We start from the raw sequence: 14,783 nt of genomic DNA on the forward strand, positions 1-14,783 counted from the left end.
TCCTTCTTATTCACTTATTCTGATTAATTTCAGTCTCTTCTTTTCACCCCTTTAAAATTACTCTTACTACTAACACAAACTTAACACTTTAGCATATTTTTTAATACTAAAATGAAATGAAAACAACACTATTACTACTTTCTCTACTTCTTATAACGGATATAAAGTCCATCGCTCAAGATATCTATCCACATACCGATCCTGAAAATACAGGAGATTGGTTTTTAAAGGCAGATGTTAGTGATGAATTTAATACATCTACTCTAGACCTTAACAAATGGTGGTTACAAGGTCAGGCACATAATGGAGGTACATTCTATGCTAATAATTTTAAAGGTAGAAGACCTTCTCAATTTGTTCCTCATGCTGTAAAGGTAGAAGATGGGTTGCTGTATATTACTACTCGATGGGAGCCAGATTTTGATTTTCTAGATGAACCTAAAAATGGTGAAATCTATGAAAACATCACTACAGGTGCTATAATTTCTAAAAAAACGTTCCAATACGGTTATATGGAAATTCGCTGTAAAGTAGCTGATGCTCCTATTTCTAGTGCTTTTTGGTCTACAGGAGACACCAACACTGATAGTGGAGATAATGGTAGAAATTCTGGCGAATTAGATGTTTTTGAACATATTGGTAGTAGTACTAAAGATCCCGATGTTGAATATTTATACCACACCTCCTTCCATGATTGGCGTTTACCCAGTAACCGTCCAGATTATGGTTTAACTTGTTGGGACAACCAACACCGCTTAGATTATAAAGTTGCAGAAGATTACCATATATGGGCTGCTGAATGGGGCGAAGACTATATTAAAATCTTTGTAGATGATAAAATGATTCGATGTGTAACCAAAGCAGAAATTGGTGAAGAAAATTGGGTAATGTATGGGTCTCAAAAAGTTTGGGTAGACAATGAAGTTTTTCCGTGGAAAGGGATTCCTACAGAAGAAGAATTAAAAGACGAAAGGTGTCAGTTTATTGTTGATTATGTTAGGGTTTGGCAAAAGAAAACACCAATGCTTTACCAAGGTTGTGATCTTGAAGACAACTTAGTAACCAACCCAAGTTTTGAAGATGATTTAGAAAATTGGACTGTCACTGAAAATGACCTAGCAGTAGTATCCAATTCAGAAGAGAGTTATAATGGAACAAAACATGTTAAGTTCGAAAATGGAAAAGCTACTACCCTATCTCAAGAAATTACTGTAAAACCTAATACAGTATATATACTGTCTGCATTCTCATTAGCACCAAATACAAATGGACAAGATAAATGGGACAATGCTTGGTTGGGTATTGAAAAAGAAAATGGTGACAAAGTTGAGATAAAATACTTTAGAAATTTTTGGAACAGAAAAAGTTTACAATTCACGACTGAAGAAAACACATCTAAAATTAAGATTTTCTTTACCAACGCTAATGTCGGCTCAAATGCTAAAGAAATACTTTTAGACCAAATAGAATTAAGAGAAACATTACCGCTCTTTGTAGAAGCAGTAGCACCAATTGCCAACTTTATGATGGAAATTTCCACAGAAGAAGGTATTGTACAATTTAAAGACGAATCTGAAGGTACTGTAGCTGCTTGGGAATGGGATTTTGGAGATGAAAATTATTCTACCAAACAGCATCCTATACACACTTACCAAGAGGCAGGTACATATACAGTTACTTTAATTGTAAAAAACAATGGAGGAACATCATCTACATCAAAGATGATTACAATTACGGAAAACAATACAATTGAAGAACAGCTGATAGCAAATTTTACTACAGCACACGATACTGTTTTTGTAGAAGAAGCCATCACTTTTAAAGATACATCTATCGGAGACGTTTCATCTTGGAAATGGGAATTTGGCGATGACAATGAAGCTACTTCTCAAAACCCATCACACAGTTATAATAAAGAAGGTACATACATGGTTAAATTAACAGTAAATAATACCATAGGATCTGCGTCTACTTCTAAATTGATTACTGTGATAGCAGAAAACGAACCAACACTTCCTACTTCAATTACACCTATCTTGGATAGGAAAGTGAACATTTATCCAAACCCATCAAATGGCAATTTTTCTGTAGAAATAGAGAATTGGCATACGGATATCAAAATGAGTGTAATTGATCAAAATGGAAAAATTTTATACCAGAAAAAATTAAATGCTGCATTGGTAAATGTAAATACCCAACTAAGAAAAGGTGTTTACTTTATCAGATTAGAAAATAAAGCTATCATCATCACTAAAAAGCTGATCATTCTATAAAATAATCCTTAGAATAATGAGAAAATCTAACATGAATAAACTACTCAGACCTCTATTAATTATTGGTTGTCTTGCTTTCTTTACTGCACCAATAGAAGCACAAAAAAAGAGTAAGCAACCAAATATACTTTTTGTATTAATTGATGATTTGGGTTGGAAAGACCTTGGCGTTTATGGAGGTGAATTTATACAAACTCCAGTTACAGACCAATTAGCAAAAGAAGGAATGCGTTTTACACAAGCGTATGCTTCACCGGTTTGTTCGCCTACAAGAGCAAGTTTAGTTTCTGGACAAAACCCTATTCGTCATGGTATTTGGGAAGTGTTAGGCGTAAGCGATCGTCCGTATGCGAAACTAAAATCGCCTAAAATGGCAACTAAATTAGCTGCAGATGTAGACTCGTATGCAGAACTTTTAAATGCACAAGGGTATACGTGTGGAATAGTAGGTAAATGGCATGCAGGGGGTAAACCACAAGATGTTGGTTTTGCAAAAATCAATAAGAACATTACAGACCCTACGCTTGTAAAATATATTGAAGAAAATGAGATGCACGAACTCGGAGAAATTACTGCTGAAGGCATACAGTTTATTCGTGACCATAAAGAAGAACCTTTCTTTTTATGTGTATCTCACCATGCAGTACATGCTCCTTTATATGCCAGAACTGAGCTTATAGATAAGTATAATGCTAGATTAAGAAAAACTGGTATTTCTAATATCCACCCCACTTATGCCGCTATGGTAGAAATGGCAGACGAGTCTACTGGTTTATTATTAGATGAACTTAAAGAACTAGGTTTAGACAAAAATACGGTAGTTGTATATTATTCTGATAATGGTGGAATGGATGGCGATATGTACTTGGCAGAACCTACACCAATGGCAACAACTATGTTACCACTAAGAGATCAAAAAGGTACACTTTACGAAGGTGGATTAAGAGTGCCTTTGATTGTTAAATGGCCAGGAGAAGTGGCAGAAAATACTGTAAGTGATACACCCGTACATAGCTACGATCTTTTCTCTACATTTATTGACATTGGTAAAACCAAAACACCTGCTCAAAAAGTAGATGGCATCAGTTTAGTGCCATTATTAAAACAGGAAACAGCAACGTTAGATAGAGATGCTCTGTATTGGCATTTCCCTACAAATATGTGGACTCGAAACCCGAAAGGAGCTATTAGAAAAGGAGATTACAAATTAATTGAAAATTACCTTACTGGAGAAATAGAGCTTTATGACCTTGCTGATGATATTGGAGAAACCGTAAACCTTGTAAAGCAGCGTCCTGAAAAAGCAAAAGAATTATACAATGATTTAAAAAATTGGAGAGATAGTTTTGGAGGATTAATGCCAACAGAAAACCCCAATTATGATCGTTTTAGAGAACATGAATTTGATTATTACCGTTGGCTAGATCCTGCTGTATTTAGAAAGAAAAAATCATAAAGAATAATAGTGGATTCTCCTTTAAATGGGAGGAAAAGTGTGTGCTATTTATAACTAGTGTGGAGTAGTGTAACCTGTTAATGGCTACACTACTTTTTTTATAGATCAATAGTTCTGCTTATACAATAGAATATATTACCTTGTTTAAGAAATACAATTATTTTTTACGGATGATAAACAATCTATTAATACAGAACATCAATAAACACACTCCATTTTCTGATGAAGAACAAGAAGAATTCTGCAAGAGTTTTCACCTTAAATCTTTTAAGAAAAAAGAATTTATTTTAGAACAAGGTGAGGTCTGTAAATTCGAAGGGTTTGTTATAGACGGGTGCTTTAGAGTTTTTAATTATGATAAAAAAGGCGATGACAATACGCTCTATTTTGCAATTAGTGATTGGTGGTTAATGGATATAGATAGTTTTATGAACCGTACTCCTTCTAACCTAAGTATTCAAGCACTTGAAGACAGTACCGTTCTTGTTATTAATAGAACCGATAAACTTGCTTTATATGACTCCCTTCCAATTGTAGAAAAATTATTCAGGATAATGTCTCAAAAAGCACTTGTATCTTGGCAAGGGCGTTTAATAAACAGTCATTGCCTTACAGCCAAGGAGCGTTATCAGAAATTTCTTATTACCTACCCAGATATATCCTCTAAACTAACAGACCGACAAATTGCTAGTTATCTTGGTATTACACATGAGTTTCTCAGTAAATTAAAGAAACAGCTAAAAAAATAATTGCCGCTTTTTGTCTAGTGTTGAACTAGTTCAACTGAATTCCGTTTTTGTTTGACAAACTTTGTGTTTGTAATGGTTAAAGCACTATACCAATTGCTTACTACTATTGCACTTACTCTTATAACTAATACAGAATTATGAACTTACTTAACACACTAAAAATTTGTGTCATTGCATTTCTATTCACATCGCTATTAAATACAACAACACAAGCACAAATTACACCTGTACTTACGCATGATGATGCTTTAAAAATGATTTTAGCATCGAAAAAGCATGCTGAACTTTCTGACGTATTAGTGAATATTGCTATCGTGGATGCAGGTGCTAATTTAAAAGCATTTATCCGTATGGATGACTCTTATTTAGGGAGTATAGATGTGGCGATTAAAAAAGCAAAAACAGCTAGGTATTTTAATATTGATACAGGAAAATTAGGAGAACTTACGCAACCTGGTGGAATTATATATAATATAGAACATTCTAATGGTGGCTTAATTACATTTCCTGGAGGAGTTCCTATTAAAAATAAAAACGGCAAAATTATAGGAGCAATTGGCGTAAGTGGCGGAACAATTGAACAAGACAAAAGCATTGCACTTGCAGGTGCAAAATCTCTACTAAACTAACCTATAAAAAGTAAAATAATGATACGCAACTTCTATCTACTACTCACAACATTATTGCTAGCATCCTCTATTTCTTGGGCACAAACAGAACGTTTACCTCAACTTTATAGAACAGATTTTAAAGATATAACAGCCAATAATACCGTTACAGTTACCAGTTATAAAAAACAAGGAATACAGTACGTATACGCTGGTGGCTTTGGTAATATTGATGTATATACAATTTCTAAAGAGGGCAAATTAACAGCCGTAAGTAACCACGAACTTTACAAGCAAAAAGGACCTGCTAGAGGAATGGTAGCTGATAATATTGGTGGAACGGATTTCTTATTTGTAGCCAATAAACACGGTAATGCCATAGAGACTTTTAAAATTTTAGAAAATGGTGCACTAACGCGTGTGAGTATTACAGAAGATACGCCCCAAACACATTTAGGTACGGCAATAACTTTGGAAGTTGTACACATGAAAAAATCTACCTATTTGTTTGTAGGAGGTTTAGAAGAAACACCAGGCTTAAGTTGCTTTAGAATTCTGGGTAATGGCACTCTAACACATGTACAATCTATAAAAGACACCAATAAAATATACACTGATGGTATTATTGGCATGTTTACACATAGAATAAATGGAAAAACATTTTTGTATACAAGTGGCTTTCAAGATAACGGTGTAAGTAGTTTTAAGATAGCTGAAAATGGCCATTTTAAGAACATCAATAACATTAGTGATAACGATACTGATAGATATTTAACAGGTGCTTACCCTGTAAATGGAGTGCAATTAGGTAGTAATTATTATGTAATTGTTGGTCACAGACACCATAAATATTATAAGAGAGGAGGCTTTATTAAGAAGACAGATTTTGTGTATCATGGTGATGCTGTAAGTGTTTTTAAGGTAGATAAAAATGGTGCATTGGTACCGCATTCTACACTAAAAGACAATAAAAACACCCTACTGCAAGGGCAAACAAGAATTGAAATTATTGAGGTGAAAAATAAAGAAGCAATTATAGCAATAGGTACTAGGGACGATGCAAGTATACAGCTCTGTAAATTAACAGAAGATGGACAACTCCAACCGTTAAATTATTTAGAAACGGGTTTCTCTATTTACTATGGATTAAATGCACTTACTATTAATAACCAACACTTTTTAGTGGCAGGGTCTAACAGGTTCGATCTAAAGAAGGTAGTTGCCTACAAAGTTGCTCCGGAAAATAAAGAGAGAGAAGGAAAGGTTTTAAGGCACATTGTAAACCTAAAATTTAAGGAAAGTAGCTCCCAAAAAGAGATCGATGAAGCTTTGGCCGTTTTTGAAAACTTAAAAAATAAAATCCCATCAATTGCTAAAATGGAATGGGGATTAAACGATAGTACAGAAGGGCACAGTAAAGGCTTTCACTATTGTTTTACATTAACATTTAACGCATCAGATGGACGGGAAATCTATCTTTTCCATAAAGATCACCTAGCATTAATTCCTAAAATAGCCCCTCTACTAGACGATATTTTAGTCATGGACTATTGGACTACAGAATAACAGGCTTTCAACAAAAAATTATTTAAATTTCCATTTATATACTCACAGTAAAAATTAATAAAAATGATAAACTTAACAGGAAAAAAAGCCATTATAACAGGTGGTAGCAGAGGTTTAGGGAAAGCAACTGCAATTGCGTTTGCTAAAGAAGGAATTGACATTGCCATAACGGGCAGAAATGAAAATGCCTTAAAAGAAACCGTATCCGAATTATCTTCTTATGGCGTTAAAGCCATTTATTCTGTATTTGACGTTGGCAATTACGAGGAAGTAAAAGGTGGTATCAAAACTTGTATTGATGCACTTGGTACTGTAGATATTTTAGTAAATAATGCAGGTATAGCTGCATTCGGCTCTTTTATGGAGATGGAAGTAAGCCAATGGAGTCAGATTATACAAACCAACGTTATGGGTATGTATTATGTAACCAAAGAGGTTTTACCTCACCTTATCAATAAAAACGAAGGTGATATTATTAATATATCTTCTACTGCTGGAGTGAATGGGAATGCCAATATTTCGGCATACTCCGCATCTAAATTTGCAGTTATCGGTATGTCAGAATCTTTAATGAAAGAAGTAAGAAAGAACAATATTAGAGTGTGTACTTTAACACCTAGTACTATAGAATCTGATATGACTATCGAGTTAGGTATTGCCAATAAAAATTCTCAAGATAGCGTTTTACAACCAGAAGATTTTGCCGAGTTAATTTTAGCAGGTTTAAAATTACCAAGAAGAGCAATGCTTAAAGGGGCAGCTTTATGGTCTACAAATCCATAGGGTAATCTTTACCCAGTTTATAGTTGTACAATAGTAAAGGATTAGGCCATGTGTCTAATCCTTTTTAGTTACTTTAGTCAAAAAAACAACAATTCTCCGTAAAGGGTTTTTCTTCGATTCAAATTTTTTCCTTAAATTCTATAACTATTCATTAAAAACACCCATTAAGCACCCATTCCTATGAAAACTACTATTTTAAAATACTTGAGTGTATTTGTTGTTTACTTTGTTGTAGATGTAACGTATCAGTTTGTATTTGGAATGAACTTTAGCCAGAACATACAAGAACAAGCCGGTATAAGAGAAATATTTGTAACAGATATACAAAACCCACTACTCATCTTAATTTGGTTTGCACTTATGACTACTGCAATTGTGAAACTTGTTGTAGAACCTGCCGTAAAAGCAAAAGATATAAAGTCGGCAGCACTAAAAGGGTTATTGCTTGGTGTTACAGCTTATGGTACTCTAGCTCTACCAAACGGATGGTCTTTGGCTAACTACCCTTTAGCGTTAGTAATTGAAGTTACAATGGAAGGAGTGCTCTTTGCTCCTATTGCCTCTGTAGTAACAACTTGGTGGTTGATAAGAAAGGAAGAGCAATAAGTTTTGAAATAGTATAATTACTACCCATTTAAATTGGGTAGTTGTAACTATTTTAAGACCTAGGTTTATTCAGTTGCCTATCATACATAACTATACTACCCGCAACAGAAACATTTAAACTTAGTGGCGAATTGAATTTCACTAAAAAATGACTTTTTTCCATTGCTTGGTTAGAAAGTCCATGATCTTCTGCCCCTAATAGATAAACACACCTTCTTGGGTGATGAAAAGTTTCTAAATCCTCAGATTCATCAGAAAGTTCTACCCCTACTATACGTGTTCCAACAGGTATATTTTTAAGAAAATCATCAAAAGTATCGTAATGATAATACGGAATAGATTTTACAGCATTATGCGTATCACAAGCCTGTTTTGCATACCTATTACCTATTGTAAAAATATAACTTGCTCCTAAATTTTGTGCAGAACGCCACAATACGCCCAAGTTTTCTGGAGTTTTTCCATTTTGGATACCAATTCCAAAGTATTCATTTTTAAAATTCGAATTCATTCTTGCAAGTTAATCAGAACCACTTAGAAATTTTGGAATTAATTTTAGGTTTGAGAATATTTACATTAGTCTATTATAATGGCCACCCCTCAATAATTAATTTCATAAATTACCTCAGCATAAATAACCTACACAATTGCTTAAATGGAAAAAAAGAAATCAATCCTATTTATACTTTCGGGTTTACCTGCAACCGGAAAATCTACTCTTTCAAAATTAATAGCTCAGCACTATAATGCAGTTTATTTAAGAATAGACACAATAGAGCAAGGTTTAAGAGATTTACTACATTGTAAAATTGAAGGCGAAGGCTATAGACTTTCTTACAAAATAGCAACTGATAATCTACAAATTGGACTAAATGTAATTGCTGATTCTTGCAACCCTATACACCTAACTAGAAAAGAATGGGAAGCTGTAGCTGTATCTAATAATGCTATCGCTGTAAATATTGAAGTAATTTGTGCTGATAAAGAGGAACATAAAAGCCGTGTACAAACAAGAAAATCTGAAATCGAAAACTTAAAGCTACCCACTTGGACTTACATTCAAGAAAGAGAATACTCTCCTTGGCAAGATGACCGACTAATAATTGATACTTCAAAGAAGTCAATAGCTACTGCTTTTAAAGAATTAATTACACTAATAGACTTACACTTAGAGAATAATTTTTAGAAGTTACCCTATCAATTATCGAGTAAAATGATTCCCTATAAACAGAATTAATTAAATTAGATAATTCAAAAATAATGACCTCATTAAAACCAATCACCAAAAGATTTTATCGTTGGAAGAGTTAATTGAAAAAATAAAAAACAGTATTTCTTTAAGTGCAGAAGCAGAGAAATATCTGTATTCGATTATAAAGAAAAAGACTGTTCTTAAAGGTGATATTCTTATTCATCAAGGACAGGTTGTGAAACATACCTATTTTGTAATTGATGGTTGTTTAAGAGCATATTGTATTGATAAAAATGGGAAAGAGCACACCCTACAATTTGCCGTTAAAGATTGGTGGATAAGTGATTTTATTGCCATATATAATAACGAGCTTGCTACCCTTACGGTAGAATGTATTAAAGAGGCTACTTGTTTAGAATTTAAAACCAAAGACCTTGATGGCATCTATGCTCTCTTTCCTGAATTTGAAGCTTTTCAACGAAGAAATTTAGAACGACATGTGGTAAGTTTGCATAAACGAATACTAAATCAGTTACAATTAACTGCAGCCGAAAGATACAACCTATTTTTATTACAATACCCAGATATAGAACACTTTACACCTAATTATTATATTGCATCTTATTTAGGAATTACCCAACAAAGTTTAAGCAGAATTAGGGCAGAAAAAGTCCAAAAGTAGCGTTTTTACCATAGGGTAATTTTTATGTAATATCTATGCTTTATATTTAGCCAATCATCTCAAAAGATAAAAAATATGCTTAAAAAATTACTTGGAATAGCTCCTCAACTAGAAGCCGATGGCTCATACAGTCCTTCAAAACTTGCTTTAAAATTAGGCACAGTAGATAAATCTGATTTCGAAAATATTACTTACACAAAATACCAAGGTAAGAAGTCAAAAATCTTAGTCATTTTTACCGAACAGAAAAACTTAAAAATGAAAAATGGCAAGTTGTTTTCTACCGGTAATCATCCGATTGAAGCCTTGTTACCAATGATGCATTTAAAAAATGCTGGATTCGATTTTGAAATAGCAACGCCAAATGGTAAACCTGTTATCTTTGAGATGTGGGCATTCCCAGAAAAAGACGAAAAGGTAAAAGCATTCTATAATGAGTTTACTACTAGTTTTGAGCAACCAAAAAAATTAGGTGATTTTGTTGAAAATTCATTTGATCAAGTTGCTTCTTATGCCGCTGTTTTTGTTCCAGGTGGCCATGGTTCTATGCTTGGAATACCTGAGGATGAAAACGTTAGTAAAGTCTTAAATTGGGCGCATCAAAATGATTTATTTACAATCAGTTTATGTCATGGACCGGGTTCTTTTTTAGCAACAACCTTAAACAATCAGCCTTTTCTTTATGAAGGTTATAAAATGGCTGTTTTTCCAGATTCAGTAGATAAACAAACACCAATGATTGGTTATCTTCCCGGACAGATGCCGTTTGGTTTAAGCGAGAAATTAAAAAGCTTGGGAGCTACTCTTGTTAATACCAAATCTGATAAAACTGTTTGTCTTGATAGAAAACTTATTACTGGAGCAAGTCCTCTTGCCTCTAATGAATTAGGAAAACTAGCAGCAAATACTTTATTAGAAGCATTGAATTAGAATCTTCTACTATAATAATAGGTAAAAGCGGTTGGAGTAGTACTCTAACCGCTTTTGCTATTAATACACTGGTAAACAAAAGTTACGTTAACTAAAGCCCACATTTCCTTACCCTTACAAGATAAATAAGTCTTCAATAAATTTACCTTCTAAATAAAAAACTGATCTTAATTCCTCCTATAGGAAATGTATTTCAAGCAAACAACGCCTTTGTTCAACTAGGGCTTAAATTTTGGCCTTTCAAGCCAATCTAAGCCCTAATTATTGTGTGCTGTTTTTTACTTCTTTAGTTCTAATTGCTTCAAATTTATATTACCACATGTAATTTCTTTATCATTGATTCGATAAATAAGTTTTCCCTCCTTTATGTTAAGCCCCGTTCTTAATGTTCCATTTACTCCTTGATTAAAAAGTATTACAACATAAAAACCGCTAGAATCCTTTGGGTTAATCGTTCTCACTAAATCAGCTTGCTTACGAAAGTTATAATCTAAATATTTTTCTAAATCAAGGCCATAATTAACAAGAGCTTCTTTCTCAGGTGTTATTGTGTCGGAGGGAATAAATAGTTTAAATGATCTGTCTGGAGTAGATTTTAGCTCATATGAATCTTCAGAAAATCCCATCCTAAATTCAAAAGGGTTATTCGTTTCATTGGTTATTCGAGTCCAAAAAACAGCATAAACATATTCTTCTCCAAAAGGATCAGTATATTTTAGTCCACCTCTTGGATAGCTGTTTTCGATTATTAAGTTGTGACCACTAGGATCAGAGTAAACGTATTTTGTGTCAACATTTTTTTGATTAGATACATCTGCTCTTGTCTGACTTTCAACACTCATCACAGTCTTAGATTTTTCTAATTCCTTTGTAACTTTAACTGACGTTGATGTATCTCCTTGTCCACAAGAAACAAGTCCTGTAGTTGCCAGAATTGATATTATTAAGCTCTTTCTCATTTTTTTAGCTTGGGCACAATGTCTCGGCTATGATTTCGATGTAGAATAATCCTGCGGATAATTCCGCATAGCAATCAACCTTTGATTAATACTTTTATTTTGATGTGGCACACAAAAACACAATGAATTACAGCTGGTGTTGAACAAAAACCACAATAGCTAAAGCCCACATTTCCTTACCCTTACAAGGTAAATAAGTCTTCAATAAATTTATCTTCTAAATAAATAACTGATCTTAATTCCTCCTACAAGGAAAGCTTTTCAAGCAAACATCGCCTTTATCCAACTAGGGCTTGTTTATTTTATTGTAGATTTGTTTTAGATTAATTATCCATTGGTTTAAGCGTTGTAATATCCGGAATTTCAGTTATTTCTTCAACTCCATCTATTGACCAAAATTCTAGTTCTGACGGTTGGTATTCATTTCCTAAAATAGAAACTCCAATTAGATTACCATTTTTACTCAAACCATAATAATCTATTATATTTTTACCATGTATTAGATCTGATTCATAATTTAAACCAAATTGAATAGTTGGACATTTACCACATCCACATCTTCCAATGACTACTATTTCAGGTAAAATATCCAAAAAATCTTTTTTTTCCTTTTTAAAAAGATATTCTAATAATTTATACTCTTCATTTTTTAATTTTCGTTTTATGGGTATTGAATACTTCATGATAGATTAGTAATAAATTCTAATTTTCCACATATAATTTGAATAGCTGTTTCAAATTTAATTTTTACTTTGGCTTTCCTATTCAAGTTAAAGTTTAGTAGACTCTAATTATTGCCAACGGTTAGTATAAGAAAAGTAGCGGATTTAAGATCACCAATTTTTCAACCTTCCCAAAGGCTCATTTTTTGAATTAACTTTTCATTTACCAACTCACCCGCCATTACATTTGAGCAATTGTTGAACAAAAGCTCCGCTAGCTAAAGCCCACAATCTCTTACCTTTAGAACTTAATTGAATTTTTAAATTATAGTTTGCTAAGATGAAAAAAAAGAGACAATAGTCGAAAAAGCGAAACGTGTTGTTCCTGATCTCAAAAACATGTTTGATCAAGTGTATCAAAACATGACACTCAGTGGAAAATCTTCTTCTACTTTTCAAAACTACATCCGTACTATCGCTAGTATTTCATTGTATTTTAAAAAGATTCCACTTGAACTTTCCGACGATCAAATTAATGATTATCTGCTTCTTCTCAAAGAAAAACAAAACACTTATGTACTTGTTGTGGTAAAAGAGAGATGGTTATAATGCCTCGATTTGCTTCTCAAAGAGCTCCACCAAATCAGCAAAATGTAACAGGAAATACTTTAAAGTAATACATTTTTACTTCATTTTTTTGCTTATGAAAGTAAGCCCAGAGGCATACACCCCAAACTTGATGAAAATACTAATTTCTCATTAAGTTGGGGAATCTAACCTTCTTGAAAAAGTAATAAATGAAGAAGAAAATGAGATTATAGTTATCTCAAAAAAAAATATGCATTAAAAAAGACCTCTCATGAAAATGAAAAGTCTATCCTAACTTCCTCCTACAGGAAATGTATTTCAAGCAAACAACGCCTTTGTTCAACTAGGGCTTAAATTTTGGCCTTTCAAGCCAATCTAAGCCCTAATTATTAGCCTCTGTTATTTATTTTTTAATTCTTGAATTTTGTTTTTATAGTATTCCGAATCATTTAATTCAGCAGCCTTTTGCACAAAACTGATTGCACTAGCAATATCATTTTGTCCTTCATAATAATCAGCCATAGAGTCATAGGCATTTGCACTTTTAGGATAATATTCAATAGCAAGTTCAAAATACATTTTAGCTTTCTTAGGTTGTTGCATATCCATACTCATATAACCTAACATATTCAATAGTTCTTCAGGGTAAGGGGGGGCGTCATATCCAAAATGTTCTTTGAGCTTTTGCTCTCTAAATTTTATGATACTAAAAAGTTCTTTTTGAGGTGTGTCAAATGAATTTATTTTAGCTGTATTTTCCATTTGGTACCATTCAAAAAATGATTTTAAGCCGTCCATAATTGAAGGAAAAGGAATGGTTCCATGTAAATCGTTGGGATAAAATTTCCACTCAAACAGCAATCCGTTTTTAGCATTTTCCCTTGCCAATTTTGAAAAAGCAATATTAGAACGTGGAAATAAGGTGTAATCAGTTGTGTCCTGCATTACATTGTCAATTGTTATTTCTGAATTCTGCATATGCAATTGACGACTTAATGATATAAATAAAGCTTTGTTTTTATAGTTCTGGGTTGCAAGTCTTTCTTCGGCCTCTTTTAGTAGCTTTTGGTTGTCCCAGTCAAGACTTGGATCAATGGCTAAATAATTAGCAAATAGATTTGGCTGATTAATTAATGTGGAAATCGTGAATAAGCCACCGTATGAATGACCAATGAGTGTCCTATAATTACTAACTGGATATTTGTTTTCAATAAAGGGAATCAGTTCTTCCTTAATAAACTTCCTGAAATTATCAGCCTCTCCATTTTTTTCTTTGAAAGGCATGCCGTATCTGGTGCTAATAGTCGAAGTAGTTAGGTCTCGAACCCTGTTTTCATCATTAGCAATCCCCACAAGAACCATTTCTGGGGTAAAACCACCACTGTAATAATTTTGGACATCATTTACGGTGGGTAAAAAGATTTCTCCATCTAAAATGAATACTACTGGGTATTTTTGTTCTTTCTCATGATTATAACTGGCGGGCAGTTGAATATAAACTTTTCTTGACTCACTAAGAATTTCGGAATATAGACTATCTAAAACACCTACTTTTTGTAAATAGTGTTGATTTTTATTTTCCTGTGCTTTTACTAATTGTTGAAATGAAAAAATCAGAGCTATCGTTAATATTATTTTTAATCCTTTGGTCATTTTATTGTCTTTTATCTTTCTTGTTTTTCTTTCTATAATTGAGGCTAACATGGTTACTAAACTCGTGAGCGGTTGC

Annotated in this window: 15 protein-coding genes; 11 read left to right on the forward strand and 4 right to left on the reverse strand. The window is 33.1% G+C overall.

Annotated features, from left to right (window positions below; all coding sequences use genetic code 11):
• Positions 1-116 precede the first annotated feature (116 nt).
• From EI427_RS16655 to EI427_RS16685, 7 genes are all read left to right on the forward strand, one after another.
• Complete coding sequence (locus EI427_RS16655) at positions 117-2,273, forward strand: PKD domain-containing protein (protein WP_126616852.1); 2,157 nt, start codon at positions 117-119, stop codon at positions 2,271-2,273.
• Between the two features lie 31 nt (positions 2,274-2,304).
• Complete coding sequence (locus tag EI427_RS16660; RefSeq protein ID WP_170178513.1) at positions 2,305-3,729, forward strand: sulfatase; 1,425 nt, start codon at positions 2,305-2,307, stop codon at positions 3,727-3,729.
• Between the two features lie 170 nt (positions 3,730-3,899).
• Positions 3,900-4,478, forward strand: coding sequence for a Crp/Fnr family transcriptional regulator (locus EI427_RS16665; RefSeq protein ID WP_126616856.1), 579 nt, complete (start codon positions 3,900-3,902; stop codon positions 4,476-4,478).
• Positions 4,479-4,615: 137 nt separating this feature from the next.
• The gene (locus tag EI427_RS16670; protein ID WP_126616858.1) at positions 4,616-5,107 is read left to right on the forward strand and encodes a GlcG/HbpS family heme-binding protein; all 492 of its coding nucleotides are present in this window, start codon (positions 4,616-4,618) and stop codon (positions 5,105-5,107) included.
• Between the two features lie 18 nt (positions 5,108-5,125).
• Positions 5,126-6,652 carry a Dabb family protein gene (locus EI427_RS16675; RefSeq protein WP_126616860.1) on the forward strand — a complete coding sequence of 509 codons (1,527 nt, stop codon included), beginning with the start codon at positions 5,126-5,128 and terminating at the stop codon, positions 6,650-6,652.
• Between the two features lie 63 nt (positions 6,653-6,715).
• Positions 6,716-7,435 (forward strand): 3-ketoacyl-ACP reductase, encoded by a 720-nt coding sequence (locus EI427_RS16680; RefSeq protein WP_126616862.1) that lies wholly within the window; start codon positions 6,716-6,718, stop codon positions 7,433-7,435.
• A gap of 180 nt (positions 7,436-7,615) precedes the next feature.
• Positions 7,616-8,041: a DUF2177 family protein gene (locus EI427_RS16685; RefSeq protein WP_126616864.1), complete on the forward strand. Its 426-nt coding sequence runs from the start codon at positions 7,616-7,618 to the stop codon at positions 8,039-8,041.
• Positions 8,042-8,093: 52 nt separating this feature from the next.
• Here the strand turns inward: EI427_RS16685 and EI427_RS16690 are convergent, their stop codons facing one another.
• Complete coding sequence (locus tag EI427_RS16690) at positions 8,094-8,552, reverse strand: RNA methyltransferase (protein WP_126616866.1); 459 nt, start codon at positions 8,550-8,552, stop codon at positions 8,094-8,096.
• Positions 8,553-8,696: 144 nt separating this feature from the next.
• Here EI427_RS16690 and EI427_RS16695 point away from each other — a divergent pair, with 144 nt between their 5' ends.
• The 3 genes from EI427_RS16695 to hchA all read left to right on the forward strand — a co-directional run bounded on the left by EI427_RS16695 (position 8,697) and on the right by hchA (position 10,845).
• Complete coding sequence (locus tag EI427_RS16695; protein ID WP_126616868.1) at positions 8,697-9,227, forward strand: AAA family ATPase; 531 nt, start codon at positions 8,697-8,699, stop codon at positions 9,225-9,227.
• A gap of 112 nt (positions 9,228-9,339) precedes the next feature.
• Positions 9,340-9,915: a Crp/Fnr family transcriptional regulator gene (locus EI427_RS16700; protein WP_170178514.1), complete on the forward strand. Its 576-nt coding sequence runs from the start codon at positions 9,340-9,342 to the stop codon at positions 9,913-9,915.
• Between the two features lie 75 nt (positions 9,916-9,990).
• Positions 9,991-10,845 carry a glyoxalase III HchA gene (gene hchA, locus EI427_RS16705; RefSeq protein WP_126616872.1) on the forward strand — a complete coding sequence of 285 codons (855 nt, stop codon included), beginning with the start codon at positions 9,991-9,993 and terminating at the stop codon, positions 10,843-10,845.
• Between the two features lie 278 nt (positions 10,846-11,123).
• On the opposite strand, the gene EI427_RS16710 is transcribed toward hchA, so the two are convergent.
• Positions 11,124-11,804 (reverse strand): hypothetical protein, encoded by a 681-nt coding sequence (locus tag EI427_RS16710; protein ID WP_126616874.1) that lies wholly within the window; start codon positions 11,802-11,804, stop codon positions 11,124-11,126.
• 323 nt (positions 11,805-12,127) lie between these two features.
• The gene (locus EI427_RS16715) at positions 12,128-12,487 is read right to left on the reverse strand and encodes a hypothetical protein (RefSeq protein ID WP_126616876.1); all 360 of its coding nucleotides are present in this window, start codon (positions 12,485-12,487) and stop codon (positions 12,128-12,130) included.
• Positions 12,488-12,865: 378 nt separating this feature from the next.
• Here EI427_RS16715 and EI427_RS16720 point away from each other — a divergent pair, with 378 nt between their 5' ends.
• The gene (locus EI427_RS16720; RefSeq protein ID WP_126616878.1) at positions 12,866-13,075 is read left to right on the forward strand and encodes a phage integrase N-terminal SAM-like domain-containing protein; all 210 of its coding nucleotides are present in this window, start codon (positions 12,866-12,868) and stop codon (positions 13,073-13,075) included.
• A gap of 378 nt (positions 13,076-13,453) precedes the next feature.
• On the opposite strand, the gene EI427_RS16725 is transcribed toward EI427_RS16720, so the two are convergent.
• Positions 13,454-14,707 (reverse strand): alpha/beta hydrolase-fold protein, encoded by a 1,254-nt coding sequence (locus EI427_RS16725; RefSeq protein ID WP_126618460.1) that lies wholly within the window; start codon positions 14,705-14,707, stop codon positions 13,454-13,456.
• Between the last annotated feature and the right edge of the window lie 76 nt (positions 14,708-14,783).

Origin of the sequence: Flammeovirga pectinis, from assembly GCF_003970675.1 — a bacterium.
Taxonomy (GTDB): Bacteria; Bacteroidota; Bacteroidia; order Cytophagales; family Flammeovirgaceae; genus Flammeovirga; species Flammeovirga pectinis.

Bases quoted from the DNA above. Each gene is read 5' to 3' on its own strand.
- EI427_RS16655 (WP_126616852.1), top strand. From the start codon at position 117: ATGAAAACAACACTATTACTACTTTCTCTACTTCTTATAACGGATATA.
- EI427_RS16660 (WP_170178513.1), top strand. From the start codon at position 2,305: ATGAATAAACTACTCAGACCTCTATTAATTATTGGTTGTCTTGCTTTC.
- EI427_RS16665 (WP_126616856.1), top strand. From the start codon at position 3,900: ATGATAAACAATCTATTAATACAGAACATCAATAAACACACTCCATTT.
- EI427_RS16670 (WP_126616858.1), top strand. From the start codon at position 4,616: ATGAACTTACTTAACACACTAAAAATTTGTGTCATTGCATTTCTATTC.
- EI427_RS16675 (WP_126616860.1), top strand. From the start codon at position 5,126: ATGATACGCAACTTCTATCTACTACTCACAACATTATTGCTAGCATCC.
- EI427_RS16680 (WP_126616862.1), top strand. From the start codon at position 6,716: ATGATAAACTTAACAGGAAAAAAAGCCATTATAACAGGTGGTAGCAGA.
- EI427_RS16685 (WP_126616864.1), top strand. From the start codon at position 7,616: ATGAAAACTACTATTTTAAAATACTTGAGTGTATTTGTTGTTTACTTT.
- EI427_RS16690 (WP_126616866.1), bottom strand. From the start codon at position 8,552: ATGAATTCGAATTTTAAAAATGAATACTTTGGAATTGGTATCCAAAAT.
- EI427_RS16695 (WP_126616868.1), top strand. From the start codon at position 8,697: ATGGAAAAAAAGAAATCAATCCTATTTATACTTTCGGGTTTACCTGCA.
- hchA (WP_126616872.1), top strand. From the start codon at position 9,991: ATGCTTAAAAAATTACTTGGAATAGCTCCTCAACTAGAAGCCGATGGC.
- EI427_RS16710 (WP_126616874.1), bottom strand. From the start codon at position 11,804: ATGAGAAAGAGCTTAATAATATCAATTCTGGCAACTACAGGACTTGTT.
- EI427_RS16715 (WP_126616876.1), bottom strand. From the start codon at position 12,487: ATGAAGTATTCAATACCCATAAAACGAAAATTAAAAAATGAAGAGTAT.
- EI427_RS16720 (WP_126616878.1), top strand. From the start codon at position 12,866: ATGTTTGATCAAGTGTATCAAAACATGACACTCAGTGGAAAATCTTCT.
- EI427_RS16725 (WP_126618460.1), bottom strand. From the start codon at position 14,707: ATGACCAAAGGATTAAAAATAATATTAACGATAGCTCTGATTTTTTCA.